Annotated in this window: 19 protein-coding genes; 7 read left to right on the top strand and 12 right to left on the bottom strand. The window is 69.2% G+C overall.

Translation table 11 applies throughout. The features are described from left to right. Positions 1-6: 6 nt before the first annotated feature. From Q664_RS61075 to Q664_RS21060, 3 genes are all read right to left on the bottom strand, one after another. Positions 7-1,842: a vanadium-dependent haloperoxidase gene (locus Q664_RS61075; protein WP_043398441.1), complete on the bottom strand. Its 1,836-nt coding sequence runs from the start codon at positions 1,840-1,842 to the stop codon at positions 7-9. A 220-nt stretch (positions 1,843-2,062) separates the two neighbouring features. Further along, on the bottom strand, positions 2,063-3,742 hold the full coding sequence (locus Q664_RS21055; RefSeq protein ID WP_043398443.1) for an RluA family pseudouridine synthase: 1,680 nt from the start codon (positions 3,740-3,742) through the stop codon (positions 2,063-2,065). Positions 3,743-3,835: 93 nt separating this feature from the next. Next, positions 3,836-4,294, bottom strand: coding sequence for a hypothetical protein (locus Q664_RS21060; protein WP_043398445.1), 459 nt, complete (start codon positions 4,292-4,294; stop codon positions 3,836-3,838). A gap of 105 nt (positions 4,295-4,399) precedes the next feature. Here Q664_RS21060 and Q664_RS21065 point away from each other — a divergent pair, with 105 nt between their 5' ends. Beyond that, positions 4,400-5,785: a M1 family metallopeptidase gene (locus tag Q664_RS21065; protein ID WP_043398448.1), complete on the top strand. Its 1,386-nt coding sequence runs from the start codon at positions 4,400-4,402 to the stop codon at positions 5,783-5,785. A 28-nt stretch (positions 5,786-5,813) separates the two neighbouring features. Here the strand turns inward: Q664_RS21065 and Q664_RS21070 are convergent, their stop codons facing one another. Continuing rightward, positions 5,814-7,250: a penicillin-binding transpeptidase domain-containing protein gene (locus Q664_RS21070; protein ID WP_043398451.1), complete on the bottom strand. Its 1,437-nt coding sequence runs from the start codon at positions 7,248-7,250 to the stop codon at positions 5,814-5,816. Positions 7,251-7,406: 156 nt separating this feature from the next. Here Q664_RS21070 and Q664_RS21075 point away from each other — a divergent pair, with 156 nt between their 5' ends. After that, entirely contained in the window at positions 7,407-8,270 is an 864-nt protein-coding gene (locus Q664_RS21075; RefSeq protein WP_235216797.1) for an ABC transporter permease, read from the top strand. Next, positions 8,267-9,181 carry an ABC transporter ATP-binding protein gene (locus Q664_RS21080; protein ID WP_043398457.1) on the top strand — a complete coding sequence of 305 codons (915 nt, stop codon included), beginning with the start codon at positions 8,267-8,269 and terminating at the stop codon, positions 9,179-9,181. The genes Q664_RS21075 and Q664_RS21080 overlap by 4 nt, the downstream gene beginning before the upstream one ends. 92 nt (positions 9,182-9,273) lie before the next feature. Here the strand turns inward: Q664_RS21080 and Q664_RS61080 are convergent, their stop codons facing one another. Beyond that, entirely contained in the window at positions 9,274-9,414 is a 141-nt protein-coding gene (locus tag Q664_RS61080) for a sulfurtransferase TusA family protein (RefSeq protein ID WP_235216798.1), read from the bottom strand. 320 nt (positions 9,415-9,734) lie between these two features. Here Q664_RS61080 and Q664_RS21090 point away from each other — a divergent pair, with 320 nt between their 5' ends. After that, positions 9,735-11,711 (top strand): DsbA family protein, encoded by a 1,977-nt coding sequence (locus tag Q664_RS21090; RefSeq protein WP_043398460.1) that lies wholly within the window; start codon positions 9,735-9,737, stop codon positions 11,709-11,711. Positions 11,712-11,851: 140 nt separating this feature from the next. On the opposite strand, the gene Q664_RS21095 is transcribed toward Q664_RS21090, so the two are convergent. Together Q664_RS21095 and Q664_RS21100 are read right to left on the bottom strand one after the other, a co-directional pair. After that, positions 11,852-12,238 carry a RidA family protein gene (locus Q664_RS21095; protein WP_043398462.1) on the bottom strand — a complete coding sequence of 129 codons (387 nt, stop codon included), beginning with the start codon at positions 12,236-12,238 and terminating at the stop codon, positions 11,852-11,854. Positions 12,239-12,413: 175 nt separating this feature from the next. Then, complete coding sequence (locus Q664_RS21100; protein ID WP_043398465.1) at positions 12,414-14,636, bottom strand: RelA/SpoT family protein; 2,223 nt, start codon at positions 14,634-14,636, stop codon at positions 12,414-12,416. Positions 14,637-15,068: 432 nt separating this feature from the next. Between Q664_RS21100 and Q664_RS21105 the strand changes: the two genes are divergently transcribed. Further along, positions 15,069-15,839 (top strand): FHA domain-containing protein, encoded by a 771-nt coding sequence (locus Q664_RS21105; protein WP_235216799.1) that lies wholly within the window; start codon positions 15,069-15,071, stop codon positions 15,837-15,839. A gap of 15 nt (positions 15,840-15,854) precedes the next feature. Here the strand turns inward: Q664_RS21105 and Q664_RS21110 are convergent, their stop codons facing one another. Then, a complete protein-coding gene (locus Q664_RS21110; protein WP_063934728.1) occupies positions 15,855-17,753 on the bottom strand; it encodes a serine/threonine-protein kinase in 1,899 nt (632 codons plus the stop codon). A 128-nt stretch (positions 17,754-17,881) separates the two neighbouring features. Here Q664_RS21110 and Q664_RS21115 point away from each other — a divergent pair, with 128 nt between their 5' ends. Continuing rightward, positions 17,882-18,649 carry an FHA domain-containing protein gene (locus Q664_RS21115; RefSeq protein ID WP_200883742.1) on the top strand — a complete coding sequence of 256 codons (768 nt, stop codon included), beginning with the start codon at positions 17,882-17,884 and terminating at the stop codon, positions 18,647-18,649. Positions 18,650-18,713: 64 nt separating this feature from the next. On the opposite strand, the gene Q664_RS21120 is transcribed toward Q664_RS21115, so the two are convergent. Then, positions 18,714-19,076, bottom strand: coding sequence for a TraR/DksA family transcriptional regulator (locus Q664_RS21120; protein WP_043398472.1), 363 nt, complete (start codon positions 19,074-19,076; stop codon positions 18,714-18,716). Between the two features lie 136 nt (positions 19,077-19,212). Between Q664_RS21120 and Q664_RS21125 the strand changes: the two genes are divergently transcribed. Continuing rightward, positions 19,213-20,094: a DNA integrity scanning protein DisA nucleotide-binding domain protein gene (locus Q664_RS21125; protein WP_043398475.1), complete on the top strand. Its 882-nt coding sequence runs from the start codon at positions 19,213-19,215 to the stop codon at positions 20,092-20,094. A 205-nt stretch (positions 20,095-20,299) separates the two neighbouring features. Here the strand turns inward: Q664_RS21125 and Q664_RS21130 are convergent, their stop codons facing one another. From Q664_RS21130 to Q664_RS21140, 3 genes are read right to left on the bottom strand one after another with little or no spacing between them, the layout of a single operon-like run. Beyond that, positions 20,300-20,731 (bottom strand): acyl-CoA thioesterase, encoded by a 432-nt coding sequence (locus Q664_RS21130; protein WP_043398476.1) that lies wholly within the window; start codon positions 20,729-20,731, stop codon positions 20,300-20,302. Between the two features lie 20 nt (positions 20,732-20,751). Next, positions 20,752-22,059, bottom strand: coding sequence for a hydroxyacid-oxoacid transhydrogenase (locus tag Q664_RS21135; RefSeq protein ID WP_043398477.1), 1,308 nt, complete (start codon positions 22,057-22,059; stop codon positions 20,752-20,754). Between the two features lie 17 nt (positions 22,060-22,076). Continuing rightward, positions 22,077-22,649, bottom strand: coding sequence for a PspA/IM30 family protein (locus tag Q664_RS21140; protein ID WP_043398479.1), 573 nt, complete (start codon positions 22,647-22,649; stop codon positions 22,077-22,079). Between the last annotated feature and the right edge of the window lie 6 nt (positions 22,650-22,655).

The raw sequence follows: 22,655 nt of genomic DNA on the forward strand, positions 1-22,655 counted from the left end.
AGGTGCTCAGATGCGCACGATGGTGCCGTCGAAGAGCGGCACCGTCATGGTGAAGGTCTCGCGGTAGGTGAGCTTCTGCTCCTCGAGGATGCCCAGGGCGATCTGCTCCCCCAGACGCATGGACTCGATGTAGTCGGAGAAGTAGTGCACGCCGGCCCAGTTGCGGCCGATGGCGATGTTGGCGGCCAGCTTGTTGAGCTCGTGCTCGACGGTGAGCGGAGGGCAGTCCTTCACCTCCTCCAAGCGCGAGCCGTCCTCCGCGGGCTCGTAGCAGAAGGGCAGCACGTAGCCATGGTCGAAGTAGGCCTTGAGGATGGTGACGCATGCGCCGGCCACGGTGGCGTGTCCGGCCCCGTACGAGGGGTGCATGGGCGAGCCCTCGGGGAAGGCCATGGGCAACAGGAACGTGTCACCGCTGGCGCTGGCGTCGTGCTTGCGGTCATCCGCCTTGTTCTGCTCCCGGTTGTGCGCGGCGATGACCTCCAGCAGCGAGTGCTTGCCGAGCTTCGCGCCCTGGAAGGTGGGCACGAGCTTCTGGTTGACCACGTTCGCGCGCGAGTCCTTGGTGCGGCACCAGATGTCGATCAGCCCGCCCACGGCCTCGGGGCGCGCACGGCGGTGGACGTTGTACTTCTGGTAGCGCACGGCCTTGAGCGCGCGCGTGGCCACCTCCGTCACGAGGGACAGGATGTGGGGGCCGCCGAACTGGGCGAAGCCCTGCTGCTTGTCCACGTTGTCGGCGGCCTGGAAGGGAATGCCCGGATCGAAAGGGATGCCCATGGCCATCATGAAGAGGCACGCGTTGAGGTAGGCCTCGTAGAGCGCGTCGTAGTGGACCCAGGTGGCCATGTCCCGCGGCGTGGCGATGAAGCGGAAGGCCTCCCCCTGCTTGCCACCCGGCTCGTACTCCTCCAACCCGCGCAGATCCGCGCCATTCTGCACGTCCCACCACGCCTCGAAGGTGGTCAGGTAGTCCTTGCCCGGTCTGGCCACCCGGACCCGCTGATCGATGCGGATGCTTCCGTACTGGATGTAGCCGTCCGTCCGGACGTGAGGCTTGCTGCCCTTGCGGCCCAGGTGCTCGTTGCCCACCAGGAGGAACTGCGACAGGTAGGGCCCCTGCTGCTCGCCAGGGGTAATGCCACGGAAGACCGTCTGCTCCGTGAGGAGCGGGCGGTGCCGGCACCGCTCATTGGCGCCCAGATCCGCGGGCTTCGCCTGGAACCAGTCCAGTGAGTTGAGCAGCTCGATGGCCTGCGCGAGCCGGGCAGTGCCCTTCCCCTCGCGCATCCGGGCGAAGGGAACATCCCGGAGCAGCGCCATGAGGTACAGCTCGGCCATCTCCCCGACCAGCTCCGCACTGTCCAGCCTGGGGTGGGGAGGCATGGTGACGGACTGGGCGTCCGGCCCTTCCAGATCGAACGTGTGCCCCGCGCCAGCGCTCTCCCAGCCGCGCACGTCCGCGCCCGCGTTGTCGTCCTTGCCGAGAGTGCTCTTGGCGCTCCGCGACTTCCAGGAGTCAGGCCGGACACTCGGGTTGAACCCCGGGGGCCCCAGCGGGGTGCGGATGAAATCCTTCGGGTCACCGGACTGGATGCCCTGCACGAACAGATTGAAGGGATCCAGCTGGCCGGGCTCCGTCACGAGGAAGCCCTGCGCATCATGCGGCAGACCCTTGGTGAAGCTGCCCGCGTAGGTGATGCCATTGGTCTTGCTGTCGCGGTAGAGGAACTCGTCCCCATTGTTGGCGTGGATCGGATGCACGCGATTGAAGGCGAGCTCCGCGGCCTCCATGCGCAGCCTGCGAGCGGCGGTACGGCGCGTCTCCGGATGGCTCTCCATTTCTCCCCCTGTTGATGACTGCCTTCACGGAACGTGAAGGCGAGCGCATCCCTCCATGACCCTGAATGCCTTGCAAGCCCGCCAGGGGAGACGGCGGGCGCGAATGATTGCATCCATGGCACTCCCAGACGGTCGCTGTCGCGTGGGTGACACAGTCAGGCAGATGGGAGCTGTCCCCTGCTCTACGCGCGGTGGTGATTCAACAGCGCCTCGCCGCGGCTCAGAACGGGGCGGGCCGCTCGAAGGAGACGGGCCGGCCGGTCTCCGGATGCAGGAACGAGATCGACTCCGCATGCAGGTGCAGGCGGACGTCCTCGTGGCCGTAGAGGCGATCCCCGACGATGGGGGCGCCGAGGCCGAGTGGATGCGCCGCGTGCACGCGCAGCTGGTGGGTCCTGCCGGTGAGCGGGAAGAAGGCCACCCGGGTGCGCGGTCCGCGCCGCTCGAGCACCCGCCACCGCGTCACCGCGGCCCTGCCATGCACCGGGTCGTGGATCTGCCGGGGGCGGTCGTCGAGGTCCACGCGCATGGGGAAGTCGATGGTGCCCTCCTCGCCCTGGACGAGGCCCTCGACCCAGGCCACGTAGCGCTTGTGGATCTCCCGCTGGGCGAACTGCCGCTGAAGGGCCGCGTGCGTGCGTGAGTCGAGCGCCGCGACGAGCAGGCCCGAGGTGTCCAGATCGAGCCGGTGCACGAGCAGCGGGCCCGTCGCGTGCGGATAGCGGGCCCGGAGCCGGGCGAGCACCGAGTCCGTCACCGAGGTGTCCTTCGCGGGCACGGAGAGCAGGCCCTCGGGTTTGTCGACCACGACGATCCAGGCGTCCTCGAAGACGACGGACAGGTCTCCGGTCACGACGGAGGGGGGTGCGAAGAGCCTCGGGGAGTCGACGCGCAGGCCCTCCAGCATGAAGGGAAGCAGGGGCGCGCACTTGTCGCGGCAGGCGGCGTAGAACGCACCGGCGGCGCGTCCCCCCGAGGAGGGCGGAGTGCCCCACCAGAACTCGGCGAGCGCCAGCGGGCGCAGGCCGTGGGCGAAGGCATGGGCGAGGAGCTTCGGAGCGGCGCAATCGGCGGCCCCCGAGGGCGGCTCTCCCGGCGCGTACAGGGCCCGGAGTGGACGGCGTTCGCCCCGGGCATTGGACACCCCATAGGTGTCATGCAGCCGCTTCATGAGCGCGCGGCAGACGATCCACCGCAGGCGCTCGAGGGCGCGCAGACGCCGCTCCAGCCGCGCCAACCTGGGCGCGATGGCCTGGCGCTCGGCCTCCTGGGCCGCATCCATCCGGCGCTTCTCCGCCTTGTCGCCCCGGCTCTCCTGGTCGAGCGCATGGAGGGCCGCGCGCGTCTCCTCCGCCGTAAGCGCGTTCGAGGACTCCAGCTCGGCCCGCCGCGTGTGGCGCCGCCGCTTGCGCTCCTCGTGCCTGGCGCGCAACTCCGTGCGTTCCGCGGCGTGACGTGCCTCCTGCGCATCATGGGCGGCCCGGAGCCCGGTGAGCTCCGGCGAGGTCCGCATCGCCTCGGCACGGGCGAGCAACGCCTTCACCACGGCCTCGCCCGCGGGCTCCACGTGCTCGCGAGCCTCTCGGTCGAAGAGCGGTGGGACGAAACCGGGAACCGCCCATCGCCCGGCGAGCATGCCGGAGAAGGACCGGAGGAACCCGATGCGTCCATCGGGGGCCCGCACGACCAGCACGCCGAACATCTTGCCGCCCTCGGGACCATCGAGCAGCGCGGCCGGAATCCCCGGGGCGACGAAGCCCGCCCGGAACTCCGCCTGCAACAGCTCCGCGGCCCGGCGCGCCAGGGCGTGGGGACCGAGCTCGTCGAAGGGGCTCGGGAAGGACCCGGCGATGGCGTCAGGGGCGGGCTGCGGCTCGAAAGGTGTGACCCACGTCTCCACGGTTCTCCCGTAGCACGAACAATGGACGGTTGGAGAGCGGTTGCCCGCTGCCGGAGCGGCGGAGCACCCGCTTCCACGGCCGGGGCACTCGGGTCACTCGGAAGGCAGTTGCCGCGCGAGGCGCTCGATTCCGGCCCGGATCATCCGGGCATAGCCGTCATCCCCCAGGGCCTCCACCGAGTCCCTCGCTCGCGCCACGTGCTCCCGAGCGCGCGCGAGGTCCCCCACCTTGCGGTAGTCCTCGGCGAGGTTGAGGTGCAGCGAGGGATAGAATCCCTTCACCGACAGCGTCTCGTGATACGAGCGCGCCCGCTCCTCGGGAACCAGGTCCGCGGCCTCGAGCGCGCGCAGATCCCAGGCCAGCTCCTCGTGTGGGTCGTCTTGCAGATCGGCCATGTAGTGCGAGAGCAAGCACCGGTGGAAGGGATCGCCGTCGGGAGACAGCTCCTTCCAGATCTCCGCGAACATCCGACGAGCCTCCTCACGCTCACCGCGCTGGCCGCGCTCGATGGCCTCGGTGATCCCGCGCATGACCTCGTCCTGCCCTGACATGACGCCTCCCGGGGAAGCTGTCCGGCTCAACGGCCCACGGCCCACACGGGCCGGTCGCCTGTGATAGGAGGCCTACCGGACTACCCTGCTTCCCACGGAATACGTATGCGCCTGAGCCCTTCGAGAACAACGACTTTCCTGCTGCTGACGAGCCTCTGGGCCTGCCGCCCCACGGAGCCGGCGCCCACCGAGGAGTCGCTGGCGTGCCCGGTGCCCGAGAACGGCGCGGAGCTGCCCGCGTGTCCCCGACTCTGCGATGACTCGGAGCTGAGCACGTCGCCCCAACCCGGCCAGGATCCATCGCGCGACATCCGCTCCCTGGCGCTGAGCGTGAATCTCGAATCGCTGGGCGCCACGGCTCGCGTGCAGGTGGCGGACGCCGAGAGCGGGGCCCTGTCCTTGAAGGTCGGCAACCTGCAGGTCACCGGCGTGCGCAGCCGCTGCGGCGCGCTGAACTACACGGTGGAGGATGGGCAGTTGGACATCGGCGTGCCCGAGTGGGCGAGCCACGTCCTCATCGACTACACCCTCGGCCAGTCGCCGGACTTCGACGGGTACCTGCCCAGCGGGACCACCTTCCTGTGGCCGTCCTTCTGCTCCAACCTCTTCCCCTGCCACCCGCAGTTGGAAGACGGCGTGAAGTTCTCGCTCGAGCTGAGCAACGTGCCCGCGGGAAAGACGGCGGTGTACCCCACGCGCATCCCGGGCGACGCTCCGGCCTACATGCTGGCCTGGGCGGTGGGTGAGTACACCGAGAAGCCGCTGGGCAGCACCAGCGCGGGGACCCAGGTGTCCGTCTGGTACCTGCCGGGTGAGGAGGCGGCGGCCACCGAGGGCACGCTGCACCTGAAGGACGCGGTGGACTTCTTCGAGAAGAAGTACGGCGCCTACACCTTCGGCAACAAGGTGGGCTCGGTGTCGGCCAACTGGGGCGAGGGAGCCTATGGAGGAATGGAGCACCACCCGTACTGGCACGTGGCCACGGACGCCATGAAAGACAAGCTGGTGCACCATCACGAGGCGGCCCACGGCTGGTACGGCAATGGCGTGCGCATCCAGTGCTGGGAGGACTTCGTCCTGTCCGAGGGCACCGCCGAGTACCTCACGGCCCGCGCGGTGCGCGCCACCGAGGGCGTGGAGGCCGAGGCGCAGGTGTGGGCCGGCTGGAAGGGAGTGTTGGAGCGGGCGGTGGCGCGCCGCGACACGGAGGCGCTGCCGGATGCCACGTGCAACGAGATCGACATCCTCAACCATCCGCTCTGGTCCAACATCCCCTACAAGAAGGGGGCCTTCTTCTACCGCGCGCTGGAGAAGGAGATTGGCGCCGACGCGATGGACCGCGTGCTGGCCGGCTTCTACCAGCGCCACGTGGGCGGCACGGCGCGCATGCAGCAACTGCTGGACCTCGTGAAGGCCGAGACGGGCTACGATCCCAAGCCGCTCGCCGACACCTGGCTGCGCGGCCTGGGAGTGCCGGCCGAGGTTCCGTAGCGCCCAGGGGCAGAGGGAGCGCGCCCCCTCAGGGCCGCGTCATCGCCGACTTGCTGCCCGGCTCGGCGGGGGTTCCGGCCACCGGCTCGGAGGACAGTTCCTCCTCGGACTCCTCCTCCGCGGGAGCCTGCTCCCGCGGCTCCTCGTCCTTCGCGGGAGCCACGAGCGAACCCGGAGGCAGGCGCGCCAGCCCCAGGCGCATGGCCTCACGGCCGAGCCACGTGGCCCGGATGTGCCAGATGGGCTCGTTGACGATGACCGCCGCCACCGCCACCTTTGGATTGTCCCTGGGCGCGAAGCCCACGAACCACGAGTAGTCGCGGAAGGGATTGCGGTCCGCCAGCGTGCCCGTCTTGCCCACCGCGCCCGGCACGCCCATGCCCCGCTCGCGGAAGATGCGGCGCGCCGTGCCCTTCGTCACCGTCGCCTCCATCAGCGTCGCCAGGTCACGCGCCACCTCGGGCGACAGCACCTGCTCGGCGGGCTTGTCGGCCTGGGCCTCCGCGCCGGTATCGAAGAGGACGGGGTCCTTCCACACGCCCCCATTGGCCGCCACGGACGCCAGCAGCGCGCCATGCAGCGGCGAGAGGTACACGTCCCCGAAGCCCGCCCCTGTCTGGGCGAGGCGGAACTCGTCCTCCTCCGGCACGGCGGCGAGCGACACGTCCGTGGGCACCGGGAAGGACAGCTCCCGGTTGAAGTGGAAGCGGGCCGCCGCGTGCTTGAGCGCCTTGGGCGACAGGTAGCGCTGCGTCAGCTTGGCGAAGATGACGTTGGCGCTCCTGCCCATGGCCTCGGCCAGCGAGTGGCACTGGCCATCCCGCTCGCTGTCCCGCAGCAGCTTCTCGGAGAGCCGCCGCTTACCGCCGTGGAAGCACGTCTCGGCATCGGGCGTCACCCCGGCCTCCAGCAGCGCGGCGCCGGTGACGATCTTGAAGATGCTGGCCGCGGGGAACACCGCGCGCGTGGCCAGTCCACGCAACCCCGGCTGGGCCCGCGAGTGCTCGGCCATGGCCAGCACGCGGCCCGTGGAGGGCTCCAGCACCACCACCGCTCCATAGGGCACGCGGTACTGCGAGAGGATGCCGGTGAGCTGCGACTGGAGGACCGGGTCGATGGTCAGCGGCACGTTGCCCTGGGGCCCCGGCACCACCAGGCGCCCCTGCGCGTCCTTCTTCGCCCGAGCGAGCACGTCCTGCTTGGCCGTCAGCGAGCGCAGGCGGGTGATGGGCGGATCCGACTCCCGCGAGGGCACCGGCACGGGCGGGGCGAGTCCCAGAAACTCCTCGCTCCCGGTGCCATCCGTGGCCCCGGCGATGCCCGCGTCCGCCAGCCCGGCATCCGGGGAGGCGGCCTCGGCGACGGGCGCACTCCCCTCCTCCATCGGACGTCCATCGTCCGCGCCAATGAGCAGAAGGAACAGGGGGAGGAGCAGCGTGGCGGGGAGGGCCCGGGAGAGCATCATGCAGAACCGTGGCGCGAGTGGGGGGTGGGCATGGTACCCGCCCCTGTCGAGACGTCCATTCCGCTGTGAGCGTTCCCCTGGAGAGCGAGAATCCTGGCGAGCCCTTCCTGGGCCCGATAGGGTCCACCTGCCTTGAACGTCTTGAATGAGACTGCAGTGGTTTGGAGTGCCGAGTGCCGCCGCACCCTGCGCAGTGGCCGGGTGCTGGCGCTGCTGGCACTCTACAGCCTGTTCTCCCTGCTGGTGCTGCTGGTGGTGGGTGGCATCACCCGGGCGCTGCGTGAGCAGTTGGACATGCAGATCGCCCAGGCCGGCGCGGACGCGTCGGCGGCCAGCCAGGTGACGGAGGAGTTCCGCAAGGGCTTCCTCGGGTTCCTGGTGGGAGGCGATCAAGCGGTGATGGAGGCCCTGGCGCATGTGCCGCTGGTGGTGGTGGTGGTCTTCAAGGCCACCCTCTTCTTCCTGCCGCTCTACGTGGCGATCATGGGCTTCGATCAGGTGAGCGGCGAGGTGGGCCCGCGCTCCATCCGCTACCTCACCGTGCGGGCCCGGCGCCTGTCGCTGCTGCTGGGCAGGTTCCTGTCCCAGGCCACGGTGCTGCTGGGGCTGGTGCTCATCATCGACGCCGGCATCTTCGTCTACGCCTGGCTCACCACACCGGAGTTCACCCTCGGGTCCTTCGCGTTCAACCTGCTGAAGTTCTGGCTGGCGGCGGTGGTGTTCTCGCTCTCGTACCTGGCGCTCACCACGCTGTGCTCCAGCCTGTTCCGCGCGCCGGCGCTGAGCCTCATCGTCAACATCTTCGTGCTCTTCGGCTTCTGGCTGGTGAACCTGATCGGCGGCTTCGCCGCGAAGGACAGCCCGGTGGCGTACGTGCGCTACCTCTCGCCGTCCCACTACGCCAATGGCCTGCTGCACCCCGGGCTGGCCGAGTTCGCGGTGAGCGGCATGGCCTACGTCGTCTTCACGCTGCTGTTCCTCGGCGGCGCCATCGTCATCCTGCGGGAGAGGGACCTGTGAGCGAGCGCGCCATCGAGATCGTCGAGGTCACCCGGCGTTTCGGCCCCAAGGTGGCGGTGGATGGGGTGAGCATGACCGTCAACCGGGGCGAGGTGTACGGGCTCATCGGCCCCAACGGTGCGGGGAAGACGACCACCTTCTCCATGATGTGCGGCTACCTGCGGCCCAGCAGCGGCACCCTGCGGGTGATGGGGGTGGACCCCCGCGTGGATGGCTCCCTCAAGGGGAAGATCGGCGTGCTGCCCCAGGACGCCATCCTGCCCGGAGGCTGGAAGGTGGGCCCCCTGCTCACGTACTGGGGGCGGTTGGGCGGCGTGGCCAATCCCGAGCAGGAGGCGCGCACGTGTCTGGAGCGGGTGGGCCTCATCGAGGCGTGGGACGTGGAGACGCACGCGCTGTCCCACGGCATGGCCAAGCGCACGGCCCTGGCGCAGGCCCTGATGGGCAGTCCGCCACTGGTGCTGCTCGACGAGCCCACCGCCGGGTTGGATCCGCGCATCGCCAACCAGGTGCGCCAGGTCATCCGCGAGCTGAAGGACCAGCACACCACGGTGGTGGTCTCCAGCCACAACCTCCAGGAGCTGGAGCAGTTGTGCGACGCGGCGGCCATCCTCGACCGGGGCAAGCTGGCGCAGGCCGGCACCATGACCGAGCTCACCGGCCAGTCCGCCGAGTTCCGCGTCCAGGTGGCCCGTGGCACCGTCATCATCCCGGAGCTCGAGGCCCTGCCCGGCGTCACCTCGGCGCGCATGGAGGGCGAGACGCTGCTCCACGTCCGCTTCGACGGCCAGGCCCACCAGCCCGAGGAGGTCATCAGCCGCGTCGTGGGCCACCTGCTCCAGACCGGGGTGCTCATCCTGGGCGTCTCCCGGGGCCGCCGGCTGGAGGAGCGGGTGCTTCAGCTCACGTAGCGGGCAGGGGCGGAAAGAAATCCCCCGGAAAATCCGGGGTGAAACTCCGGGGCGGTTCAGGTCACCAGCGTCCGATGGTGCCCCGCCTCCTCTCACGCCCCTCCGTCCGCCTTGCGGACCCAGGCCACCCAGGCCGCCCCGCGCCTTTCCAGGCCGAGCAGGGCGTGGCCGGTGGCCTCGCACCACGCGGGCAGATCGGCCTGCACCCCGGGGTCGGTCGCCACGAGCTCCACCAGCGTCCCCGGGGCGAGCCGGCGGATGGCCTTCGCGATCTCCAGGAGTGGGAACGGGACGAGTAAGTCCCCGAGGCGTCCACGCGCACGTCCGGCTGCATGGGCCCAGTGTAGGCCTGGAGCACGGAACCGCCGGAGGAATTTTCACCGAAAACCCTTGTGTTTCCGGGGCCCTGGGTGGGGTCTTCACCCAGTCCGAGCAGGCCTGCCCGCCTTGCGTGCTCGGAACGGGCTCTGTTATCTACCCGCGCCCTGCTGACTTGATAAAGCCCGGGATCGTAGTCGGACCTGACGACGTACTCTAGGAGCAGAACAGACTCATGAAACCCAATGTGATCGTGGCCCTGCTGGTGGGCCTGGTGCTGGGATTCGCCGGTGGCCGCGCCATCAACGGCGGCTCCACGGCTTCCGCCGCTGCCAACAAGCCCACGGCGGCCGCTGCCGCCAACGCGCCCCGCCAGAATGCCCGGCAGGTCGACCCCACCGTCTTCAAGGTTCCCATCGACGGCTCGCCCGTGAAGGGCAGCGCGGACGCGCTCGTCACGCTCGTCGAGTTCTCCGACTACCAGTGCCCCTTCTGCTCCCGCGCCGACGCGACGGTGAAGCAGCTCCAGAAGGACTACGGCAACAAGCTGCGCGTGGTCATGAAGCAGAACCCGCTCTCCTTCCACCCGCGCGCCAAGCCCGCCGCGGTGGCCGCCATGGCCGCTGGTGAGCAGGGCAAGTACTGGGAGTACCACGAGAAGCTCTTCGCCAACGCGAAGGCGCTCGAGGACGCGGACCTGGAGAAGTACGCCGGGGAGATCGGCCTGAACGTCGCCCGCTGGAAGACGGACCTGGCCAAGCCCGAGTTCTCCGCCATCATCGACCGGGATCAGGCCCTCGCCGGCAAGCTCGGCGCCAACGGCACCCCGGCCTTCTTCATCAACGGCCGCTTCCTCTCCGGCGCCCAGCCCATCGACAACTTCAAGGCGCTGATCGACGAGGAGCTCGGCAAGGCCGAGGCCCTGACGCGCTCGGGCACCCCCGCCAGCCAGGTGTACGCCGCCATCATCGCCAAGGGCGTGGAGTCCGCGCCCAGCAAGGCCCCGCAGGAGCAGCAGGCTCCGGCGCAGGCCTACCGCAAGGTGGACGTGCCCGCCGATTCCCCCTCCTTCGGCCCCAAGGACGCCAAGGTCACCATCGTCGAGTGGTCCGACTTCGAGTGCCCCTTCTGCAGCCGCGTCGGCCCGACGCTCAAGCAGATCAAGGAGTCCTACCCCAAGGACGTGCGCGTGGTGTTCCGTCACCAGCCGCTGTCCTTCCACCCGAACGCCAAGGGCGCCGCCGAGGCCTCCATGGCCGCCCATGAGCAGGGCAAGTTCTGGGAGTACCACGACAAGCTGTTCCAGAATCAGAAGGCCCTGGATCGCGCCAACCTCGAGAAGTACGCCCAGGAGCTGGGTCTGAACATGAGCCAGTTCAAGGCCGCGCTCGACTCCGGCAAGTTCCGCGCGAAGGTGGAGGCCGATGCCTCCGCCGGTGCCGCGGTGGGCGCCAATGGCACCCCGACGTTCTTCATCAACGGCCGTGAGTTCGTGGGCGCCCAGCCCTTCGACAACTTCAAGCGGATCATCGAGGACGAGAAGGCCCGCGCCGACAAGCTGCTGGCCGCTGGCACCAGGCCCGCGGACCTGTACGCGAAGGCGGTCGAGGAGGGCGTGAAGTCCAACGGCTCCGCTCCCCAGGCTCAGGCCCCGGCCGAGCCGCCCGTGCAGAACATCGAGGTGGGCAACGCCCCCGTGCGTGGCCCGAAGAACGCCCCGGTCACCATCGTGGCCTACTCCGACTTCGAGTGCCCCTTCTGCAGCCGCGTGCTGCCCACGCTCAATCGGATCGAGGACGAGTACAAGGGCAAGGTCCGCGTGGCCTTCAAGAACCAGCCGCTGCCCTTCCACGCGAACGCCAAGCCGGCCGCCGCCGCCGCGCTGGCCGCCAACGAGCAGGGCAAGTTCTGGGAGTACCACGACAAGCTGTTCGCCAATCAGCGCGCCCTGGATCGCGCCTCGCTCGAGAAGTACGCGCAGGAGCTGGGTCTGAACATGGGCCAGTTCAAGGCCGCGCTCGACTCGGGTAAGTACGACGCCCAGGTCACCACGGACATGAACGAGGCCACCCGCGTGGGCGTCAACGGCACCCCCACCTTCTTCATCAATGGCCGCTCGGTCGTCGGCGCGCAGCCCTTCGAGGCCTTCAAGCGCGTCATCGACGAGGAGCTGTCGAAGAAGAAGGGCACCGTCGCGGCGGACCAGAAGTAATCCCCGCCTCCGGTGAATGAAAAAGGCCGTCGGACCGCAATGGGTCCGGCGGCCTTTCTCTTTGCGGGCTCCCTCGCGGGCGCTCCCTCTCCCTCTGGGAGAGGGCCGGGGTGAGGGTCTTCCCCTCCCCCACCGTGCACTCAGGACACCGCGATGGCGTCGATCTCCACCTTGGAGCCGCGGGGCAGCGCGGCCACCTGCACGGTGGCGCGAGCCGGGGGCGCTCCGGTGAAGTAGCGGCCGTAGACCTCGTTCACCTTGGCGAAGTCGCCCAGGTCCGTGAGGAAGATGGTGCAGCGCACCACGTGCGAGAAGTCCAGGCCCGCCGCCTTCAGCACCGCCCCCAGGTTCCTCATCACCTGCTCGGACTGGTCGATGACATCCCCCTCCACCATCTGCATCGTCTTGGGATCCAGGGGGATCTGCCCGGACAGGAAGGTCATCTTCCCGGAGTCCACCTGCACGGCCTGCGAATAGGGGCCAATCGCCTTGGGCGCGTCGTCGGAGTGCACAATCTTGCGAGCCATGAGTTCACCTCGGATACGAGGCGGCCAGGAGCGGCCGCGCGTCCGCGGCGGCTCTAGCATCTGCCCGGCGCACGGCCAACCCCTTGGAGGGGTGGGACGCAGGGTGGAGAACGGTGACAGGCACCCTCACCCCGACCCTCTCCCGAGAGGAGAGGGAGAGGAGTGACGCGGCACCTCAGATGCGCTCGACGGAGAAGACGCCCGGCAGACGCTCGATGGTGCGCATCAGATCGGTGAGCTGCTTGAGGTCCGAGATGATGACCTCGAAGGTGTTCACCGCCCGGTCATCCCCCGTGGCCCGGCAGTTGGCCTGGGAGATGTTCACGCCCTTCTTCGAGAAGGTGTTGGAGATATCCGCCAGGAGGCCCGTCCGGTCCGCCGTCAGGACGCGCAGGGTGACGGGGCGCTTGAAGTCGCCCCGCACGTCCCAGGACACGTCCACGCGGCGCTCGGGATCCGTCGCCAGCGCCTTGTCGCAGCCCAGCGTGTGCACCGTCACGCCCCGGCCCCGGGTAATGAAGCCCGCGATGGGATCTCCCGGAACCGGGTTGCAACACCGGCCGAAACGCACCAGCACGTCGTCCACGCCGCCAATCTGGACTCCGCTGCTGTTCTGCTTCCCCACCAGCTTCTTGGCGAAGTCGGTGACCCTCGACAGCCCCGGCAGCATGCTGCTGCTACCGCCGCTGCTCTGCGCCTGGGTCTCCGCCGAGGTGGGCTTGCCATCACCCGAGCTGGCCGCCAGCTTCTCCGGCGGCACCACGCGGACGATCACCTGGTTGGGCACCACCTTGCCGTAGCCCAGGGCCACCAGCAGATCGTCCTCCACCCGGAAGCCGAGCTCCTCGCAGGTCTTCTTCAGCGCGCCGGTCTTCAGCAGCTTGTTGAAGTTGAGCTGGTAGCGCTTGAGCTCCCGCTCCAGCAGCTCGCGCCCCAGCTGCAGGCTCTTCTCGCGCTGCTGCTGCTTGATGAAGGCGCGGATGCGCTGCTGGGCCCGGCTCGTCTTGACGAAGGTGAGCCAGTCCTTGGACGGGTGCGCCTGGGGGCTGGTGAGCACCTCCACCGTGTCCCCGTTCTTCAGCTTGTAGCGCAGCGGGACGATCTTCCCGTTCACCTTGGCGCCCACGCACCGCCCACCCACGTCCGAGTGGATGGCGTAGGCGAAATCCACCGGCGTCGCCCCGCGCGGCAGGCTCTTCACGTCCCCCTTCGGGGTGAAGACGAAGACCTCGTCGGTGAAGAGGTCCACCTTCACCGTCTCCAGGAACTCCTTCGGATCCTTGAGGTCCTGCTGCCACTCCATGAGCTGGCGCAGCCAGGCGAACTTCTCGTCGTCCTTGCTGACGGTGAGCGCCTTGCCCTCCTTGTACGCCCAGTGCGCCGCGATGCCCTCCTCGGCCACCTTGTGCATGTCCGGGGTACGGATCTGCACTTCAATCCGCTCGCCCAGCGGCCCCACCACCGTCGTGTGCAACGACTGGTACATGTTGGGCTTGGGGATGGCGATGAAGTCCTTGAAGCGTCCCGGCACCGGCTTCCACAGCTGGTGCACCAGGCCCAGCGCCTCGTAGCAGCTGGGCACCGCGGGCATGAGGATGCGGAAGGCGATGATGTCGTGGATCTGCTCGAACTCGATCCCCTGCGACTTCATCTTCTTGTAGATGCTGTAGACGTGCTTGAAGCGGCCGCTCACGTCGCCCTTCAGGCCACGCTCCTCCAGCTTGCCCTGGATGAGGTCGCTGACGTCCTCGATGTACTTCTCCCGCTCCTTCTTGCGCTTGTTGAGCTTGTCCTGCAGCGCGAGGAAGTCCTGGGGCTTCACGTAGCGGAAGGACAGGTCCTCCAGCTCGGTCTTGATCCAGCTGATGCCCAGGCGGTTGGCCAGCGGCGCGTAGATGTCCAGGGTCTCCTGGGCGATGCGGCGCTGCTTCTCCTCGGCCATGTGATCCAGCGTCCGCATGTTGTGGGTGCGGTCCGCCAGCTTCACGAGGATGACGCGGATGTCCTGCGCCATCGCGATGATCATCTTGCGGAAGTTCTCCGCCTGCTTCTCCTCCTGGGAGAGCGTGGCCGAGGCCGAGAACTTGGACAGCTTGGTCACCCCGTCCACCAACTGGGCGACCTCTGGGCCAAAGAGCTCCGTGAGCTCCTCGGAGGTGGCGAGCGTGTCCTCGATGGTGTCGTGGAGCAGGCCCGTGACGATGGAGGCCTCATCCAACTTCAGCTCCGCCAGGAGGCCAGCGACCTCGAGGGGGTGGATGAGATAAGGCTCTCCCGACTTGCGTAGTTGGCCCTGATGAACCTTGGCCGAGTAGACGTACGCCTTCTTGATGATGTCCAGATCGGGGTCCGGATGATAGGAGGCAACCCGCTGGAGGATGTCGTTGAGGCGAATCATCGAATCGTCAGCAATGCTAACTGCCGCCCCCAGGGGGGGCAACGTCACAACCTCGGGATTCGCGCGGGGCTCGCTTTCGTTGACCCGGCGTTACAGCCACTCCTAGAGTCGATCTGCCCATGTCACAGCTCCTGCTGTCCGCCCTTGCCGTGGTCTGCCCGAACTGTGACGGCTACAACCCCCCTCGCGCCGAGGTCTGCGCGAGTTGCGGCACCTCGCTGAGCGAGGCGCCGGCCACGGCGAAGCCGCCACCTTCGAGGACCCCGCCCGCCTCCGCCGCGGGCAAGCCTGGCTCCGGTACGTCCCGGGTGCCCCCAGGGCTCGGCCGTTCGCCCGAGTCCCCGCCCGGTCTCCGTCCGGCCTCCTCCCGGACCCCACCCCCCGTGGCGTCGGCGGGGGGGCATCCCCCTGGCCACCCGCGCCGCGCCCGGCGTGGCCGCGCCCCGCTCCCCGGCGGCGCCCCTGACACGCCCCGCCGCGCCCCCCTCGGCGCCTCCCGTGGCCGCGCCCAAGCCGGCCGCCGCGCCCGCCTCGGGAGCCCGTCCCGTCCCCGCCGCCTCCCGCTTCGGGCTGGCCGTGGTCGCGGGAGCCACCCGGGGCCAGCGCTTCAAGCTGCCCGTCACCGGCTGCACCGTGGGCCGGACGCGCGGGGCCATCCTCTTCGCGGAAGACGTCTTCGTCTCCCCCCAGCACGCCACCTTCCTCATCAAGGACAACGTGCTGCATGTGCGCGATGAGTCCAGCGCCTCGGGCGTCTACGTCACCATCCCCGGTGCCGAGACGATCGCGCCCATGTCCTTCTTCAGTGCGGGCCAGCGCCTCTTCCGGTTCCTCGGCAAGCTCGAGGCCCCGCCACCCCTCGCCGGGCGCCCTACCGTCTACGGAGCCCCCGTCCCTCCCGGACAGGGGGTGTACGGCGTCGAGGAAGTCCTGGTGGGTGGCCGCAGCGGCCGCACGGTGGTGACGTCCGCGCCGCTGCTCACCATCGGCCAGGCCAACTGCGACTTCACCTACCCGCAGGAAGACGGAATGGCCGGCCGGCACTGCGAGCTGAGCTTCACGCCCGCCGGTGCCCAGTTGCGCGACCTCTCTGGAGGCCTCGGCACCTTCGTGCGCATCGCCGCGTCGGTGGATCGGCCGCTGCGCCCCGGGGATCGCGTGCGCCTGGGCCAGCACATCGTCCAGGTGGAGTTGATGGGCTGAGACCCGGACCGGGGGCTACCGGCTCCCGGCCGCCGAGGCCAGCTGCGGCTCCTTGAGCAGCAGGGTGGCACGAGCCTGGGAAGCCGGCATGTCGCGCAGGTGGCGCTTCCACCAGGCGCGCGCCTCGTCGTGCTTCTCGAGCGCCCAGTACATCTCACCCACAATCAGCGACAGCTCCGGAGACGGAGCCGCGGCGAAGGCGGCCGAGTACTCGGTGGCGGCCGCCTCGATGTTGCCGTTCTTGTAGGCGGCATCACCGGCCACCCGCCGCCGCTGCGCCTCCCGGGGGTTGCGCTTGTCGTTCGGAATGTCCTGCTCGTACAGCGGCGCGCTCGGAGCGGGCACGTAGGCTCCGGACTCCTGTCCCGGGATGGGGGCGTTCTTCGGCGGGACGAAGGGCTGCTCCTGCGACTGGTTCTGCCAGTTCGTGTACATCCACCAGGCCACCAGGCCGATCGTCACCAGCGCCAGGGTGAGGACGAAGGCCTTGAGGAAGCCGAAGCCGCCGCCCGCTTCGGGGATGGTGGCGACGAGGGCCTCCGTCTTGTCGTGCATGATCGCCGAGTTGACGGTGGGCGCTGGCGAGCGCTCCACGAGAGAACGCTCGGTGGTGGCACGCTCGAGCGGGGGCCGCTCCGGGGGGAAACGATCGGTCGCGGACCGCACGGCGGCGAGGGGCGCCGGGTGGGGCCGCTCGCGCTCCGGCGCGGGCCGGCTCGGCGGGGCGAGCTGCGTGCGCTCCGCCGAGGCCCGGGCCAGCGCGGCACCGGGCGGCATCCGCTCGGACACGGGCTGCATGCGCTCGGGCATGGCGCGGACGGTGGCATCGGACTCACCGCCCCAACCCGGGTCGGTGACCTCCGTGCTCACCCCGGAGGGAGGCGGCGTGGCCCTGCGCGGCAGGGGCGCGAGCACGCCCTGGGCGGCACCGCTGCGGCGGACGGCCGGCGAGGCATTGGAGCGGCGCTCGCGCTCCTTCTCCACGGCGAGCAGCTCGGCCTTGAAGACCTCGGCGTCCTGGGGCCGGTCATCCGGGCTCTTCGAGAGGGCCCGCATGATGAGCCGCTCCATGGCGGGCGACACGCGGATGTCCGAGCGCTTGCGCGACGGCGGAAGCGGCTCCTCGGTGAGGTGCTTGGTGGCGTAGCCCACGGCCGAGTCGGACTCGAAGGGCAGCCGGCCGGTGAGGAGCTGGTAGAGGATGACGCCCACGGCGTACAGGTCCGAGCGGTGATCCAACGTGCCGCCGCGGGCCTGCTCGGGGGACATGTACTCGGGGGTGCCGCAGACGAAGCCGGTGCGCGTGAGGGCGGGCCCCTCCCCTTCGGAGTCCTGGATCTTCGCGATGCCGAAGTCGAGCACCTTCACGAAGTCCGGCTCGTTGCGGCGCTGCTCCACCATGATGTTCTCGGGCTTGAGATCCCGGTGGATGACGCCGGCGTTGTGCGCGTCGTAGAGGGCGGAGAGCACCTGGCTGACGATGCGGACGATGCGCTGCTCGGGGAGCGGACCGTCCTTGCTGAGCACGGTGTGCAGGTCCTGCCCCGGGACGAACTCCATCGCGATGAAGAGCGCGCCGTCCTCGGCGATGCCGAAGTCGAGGATGCTGATGGAGTTGGGGTGGTTGAGGCGGCTGGCGGCCTTGGCCTCGCGCTTGAAGCGGGCGACGGTGCGGTCATCGCCCAGGAGCGTGTGGCGCAGCACCTTGAGCACCACGAGCTTGTCGAGGGCTACCTGGCGGGCGCGGTACACCTTGCCCATGCCGCCCTCTCCGATGAGGGCTTCCACCTGGTACTTCTGGGCGATGGTGCGCCCGATGTACTCCTCCGGCTCCCCACGCGAGAGGGGGGAGTCGCAGGAGGGGCAATACTTCGAGGCGTCACCGGCGTCAGCGCCGCAGCTGGGGCAATGCAAGGGGGGTATCCCGGAATGCAGGAATCGGGTGTTGGCCCCCGAACTTCCCACGAGCATCGGGTCGCCCGCAAGGTGGACGGGCAATGTTCAGCGCCCGAGCAACCCCCGGCGGGGCTTGATATGTACCTCTGCCCGCCATGGCCTCCTACTGCCCCCGTTGCGACGCCGAGAACCCCGATAACGCCTCCACCTGCCATGCCTGTGGCTCGCCCATGCGCTCGGGCACCATGGTGATGGCCGCGCCGAAGCTGGCGGCCAGGCCCCAGGTGGCCCTCCGGGTGGTCCGGGCGGATGGCGGCCCCGAGTCGGTGGTGCGGATGACGGGGGACACCCTCACCTGCGGCCCCCAGGGGGACCTGGCGTTGACGGATGACCCCTTCATCATGCCCGAGCAGGCACGCTTCTTCTTCTCGGGGGGCCGGCTGGCGGTGGAGGACGTGGGAGGCGCCAATGGCGTCTTCGTGCGCCTGCGCCAGGAGCGCGAGCTGCCGGTGGGCGGAGAGCTGCGCCTGGGACGGCAGCGGCTGGTGCTCGAGCCCATCCCCGCGGCGGCGGTGGGTCCGGGTGGCGCCCACATCTGGGGCTCGGTGGATCCGGGCTACCGGCTGCGGCTGGTGCAGATTCTGGAAGGGGGGCTGCGCGGGGCGGCCTTCCCGCTGAAGGAAGGCGACAACCAGCTGGGGCGCGAGCAGGGGGAGATCACCTTCCCCACGGACGGCTTCGTCTCGGGGCGTCACGCGCTGCTGAGTGTGAAGCAGGACCGTCTGCGGGTGCGGGACGTGGGTTCGTCCAACGGCACGTTCATCCGGCTGACGGGTCCGGTGTTCGTGGACAACGGGGACCACTTCCTCATCGGCCGCCAGCTGCTCCGGGTGGAGATCCAACTGGCGGCCTGACGAGCGGCAGGAGCGCTTTCACGCGGGCCCGTGCGTGAGGGGGCGCCCCTGCGCTGCCACGGCCTCAGCCGTAGGACTTCTCCTTCTTCTCCTGCTCCTCCTTGCAGCGGATGCAGAGCGTGGTCACGGGCCGCGCCTCCAGCCGCTTGGGGGAGATCTCTTCCTCGCACCGCTCGCAGATGCCGAAGGTGCCGTCCTCGATGCGGCCCAGGGCGCGCTCGATCTTCTGCAGCAGGAACTTCTCCCGGTCGCGCAGGCGGAACACCATCGACTGAGCGTACTCGGAGGAGGCCTGGTCGATCTCGTCGGGGAGATCATCGGTATCGAAGCTGGCTTCCTCCACCAGCGTCTTCTTGGCGCTCTCCAGCAGGCTCGTCTTGCTGTCCTCGAGCATCTTCTTGTAACGCTTGAGATCTTTCTGGTTCACAGCCTTAGGCTCCCGTGCTGCGGGGAAATGGGCCCAACACCCCGTAAAAAAGGGCCGGAAAGCTTTATTCACGTGCGGTCCGGTGTCAAGGAGACCCGGATTCACCTCATGAAAACAGGCGGCGAGGTCGTACCCAATGAGCGATGCCTCGAAATTCGACCGGGAGTTCCTGCGAGCTGCCCTCTCGCTCGCTGGGAAGGGGGACGTGGACCACTTCCTCTACATCAGCGACGTGCCCATCCCGCCCGAGGACCTGCGCCGGCAGCTCGCGAAGCGCAAGCTCGTCTACGCGGTGACCTCTCCGCGGATCGCCGAGGAGTTGTTGGCCACTAAACAGAAGGCGCTGGTGATACCGGCCTACGACTACTCGCGTACCGAGCGGGTGAAGGTAGCGCTCGTGTCCGCGCTCTCCCAGGGAGCCTTCAAGGAGGGGGACCTGGTGCTGTGCATGACGGGCAAGTTGGGGCGCTCGCCGGACACGTTGATGCAGATGCGCATCGGGGGCTCGCTGGACGACCGGCTGACGATCGAGGGCGTGAAGCTGGGGGACGAGTTCAACTCGCAGGTGGTGGACGCGCTCATCCAGTTGGCGCTGCAGGTGGGCCAGGAGGGCTTCGAGGGCCATCCCATCGGGACGATCATCACGATCGGGGACCACACGAGCGTGATGGAGAAGAGCCGGCAGATGACGATCAACCCGTTCCAGGGTCTGTCGGAGGCCGAGCGCAACGTGTTGGATCCGAAGATCCGCGAGGCCATCAAGAACTTCTCGGTGCTGGACGGCTCGTTCGTGATTCGAGAGGACGGGGTGGTGCTGGCGGCGGGGCGCTACCTGTCGGCCTCGGACGAGATGGTGAAGATTCCGCTGGGGCTGGGAGCCAGGCACGCGGCGGCGGCGAGCATCACCTCGACGACGAAGTGCATCGCGCTGGTGGTGAGCCAGACGTCGGGAGCGGTGAGGCTCTTCAAGGGCGGCAACATCGTGCTGGAACTGCACCAGACGGCGCGGCGCACGTAACCCGAGCGTCACCACCCGAGCGTCACCACCCGAGCGTCACCACCCGAGCGTCACCACCCGCGCGTCACCACCCGCGCGTCATCACCCGCGCGTCACCACCCGCGCGTCATCACCCGTGCGTCATCCCCTCTCCCCCTGGGAGAGGGACGGGGTGAGGGTGTCCGGCTCCCGGGTTATGCCCCACCGGGACCCCGAGGCTCCGCGCTCAAGCCACGGAGATCCGCGCAAGCGCTTCCCGCATCCGTTCGGGCATGGACACGGCCTTCCGGGACTGACGGTCCACGAACACGTGCACGAAGTACCCGTGGGCGGCGGCCTGCTCCTCGCCCTCCTTGAAGATGCCGATGCCGTAGGTCACGGAGCGGTTCCCGAGCTTGTCCACGCGCAGGCCCGCGCGCAGGCGGTCGGGGTACGCGAGCGGGGCCTTGTAGGAGCACCGGGACTCCACGACGAGTCCGATGATGGGGCTGCTGACGATGTCCAGGCCGCCCTCGTGGATGAGGTAGTGGTTCGCGACGGTGTCGAAGTAGCTGTAGTACGTGACGTTGTTGATGTGACCGTAGGCGTCGTTGTCCATCCAGCGGGTGGTGATGGGGAGGAAGTAGCGGTAGCGGTCTGAGGTCTCGACGTCGGACATGGCGGTTGCCCCTGCTTCGGTTACCAGTAGCGCAGCGCCTGGCGGAACAGGTCGGTGAGGACGGGCTTCGTCATCTCGCGGGGAGCATTCTGGAGCAGGCGCTGCTGCGGGTAGGCCCCTTCCGTGAGGGCGGCCAGGTCCGCGTCGGAGTAGCCCACCCCACCGAGGCCATTGGGAATGCCCACGGCGCGCATGATCTGGATGAGCTTGCCCGCGAGCACCTCGCCAGCGTCACCGGGCGTGGCGCCGCGCACGTCCGCGCCCAGCAACCGCGCGGCCTCCAGGTGGCGCTCGGGGCTGACCTCGGCGGTGTAGCGGAACACGGCCGGGGCATTGACGATGACGGCCATGCCATGCGGAACCAGGGGCTCGCCGTCCGGGTAGCCCGAGGGCCGGAAGTCGCGCACCAGTCCGGCCACGGCGTAGGCCATGCCGTGCGGCGCGTGCACCCCGGCGTTCCCGAAGGCGATGCCGGCCAGCGTGGAGGCCCACATCAACTGCTCACGGGCCTCATGGTCCCGCGCATCCTTCACCCCACGCTCGAGGTACAGGCCCATCAGGCGCAGCGCCTCGCGGCAGCCGAGATCGCTCCACGGATTGGAGCCCTGGCTCATGGGCCGCAGGCTCGGCCGGGGCGGAGCGGGACGGCGCACGTACGGCCGCGCGGTATAGGACTCCAGCGCATGGGACAGCACGTCGAGCCCGCTGGCGGCGACCACCTCACCGGGCAGGGTCTCGGTGCAGTCCGGATCGATGAGCGCCTCGGTGGGCCGAAGCGCGGGCGAGGCGATGCCGGTCTTCGCGGCCATCGAGAGCAGGTCGAAGATGGTGATGCCGGTGACCTCGCTGCCCGTGCCCGAGGTGGTGGGACAGGCGATGTGCGGCTTGAGGGGGCCGGGCACCGGGCGCCCATCTCCCACGGGCGCGTTGACGTAGGCCAGGAAGTCGGCGGGGTGCGTGGCGTAGAGGTTGGCCGCCTTGCACGTGTCGATGACCGAGCCACCCCCCAGGGAGATGTAGCCATCCGGCCGGACCTCCGCGGCGAACCGCGCCGCCTCCAGGAACGAGCGGTCGGTGGGCTCGACGTGGACATCCGTGTAGACGGCGACGTCCAGCCCGGCGGCGAGCAGCGACTGGCGCACCTTCTCGAAGTGGGGCAACCGGGCCAGCCGCTCGTCCGAGAACAGCAGCACGCGCTTCATCCCGAGCGCCCTCGCCCGGTCGCCCACCTCGGCCAGGCAGCCGCGGCCGAAGGTGATGCGTGAGGTGTCCACGGTGAAGGCGCTGTCGCAGCCCTCGCCTACGGGGTGATAGTGGCAGCAGCCCATACGTCCCTCCTGGGGGGTCAACCCGGCTTCACGGCCTCGCCACGCTCCTCGCGGTAGATGTCCGCGAGCGCGTGGGCCCGCTCCACCTCGTCCCGCGCGGCGTCCACCGCGAGCACCTTCTCGAAGCGCTCCACCTGCTCCTGCAGGGCCGTGGAGACGAGCCCGCCCACCGCGAGCCGGGCGGAGGCACTCTCGCGCTCGATGCGGAGCTCGGCCACCCGATTGCCGAGATCCGCGGCGGCCTCCAGCAGCAGCTTGCCGTCCTGCTCGGCTCGGACGAGCGACTCGCGCGTGGTGTTCAGCAGGGACTCGGCCTGCGAGCGGTCCCGCTCGAGCGTCGCGGAGATCTTCCCATCCCCCTGCTCGTCCGCCAGGGCCTTCCGCTTCGCGAGCTCGTCCAGGCGCTTGACGTAACGCGCCTCGGAGCGGGCGAGATCACCCCGGAGCGCCAGCAGCGTGGCGGCGGACTTGCGGATTTCGGCGCCCTGGCGCTCCAGGTCCTCGATGAGCTGATCGAAGGCCGCGAGCGGATCCGTGGGCCGCTGTGGCTTCTTGGGCGTCTTCTTCTTGCGCAACCAGTCGAAGAACATGACTGG

It is taken from the genome of Archangium violaceum Cb vi76 (genome assembly GCF_000733295.1).
GTDB classification, from domain to species: domain Bacteria; phylum Myxococcota; class Myxococcia; order Myxococcales; family Myxococcaceae; genus Archangium; species Archangium violaceum.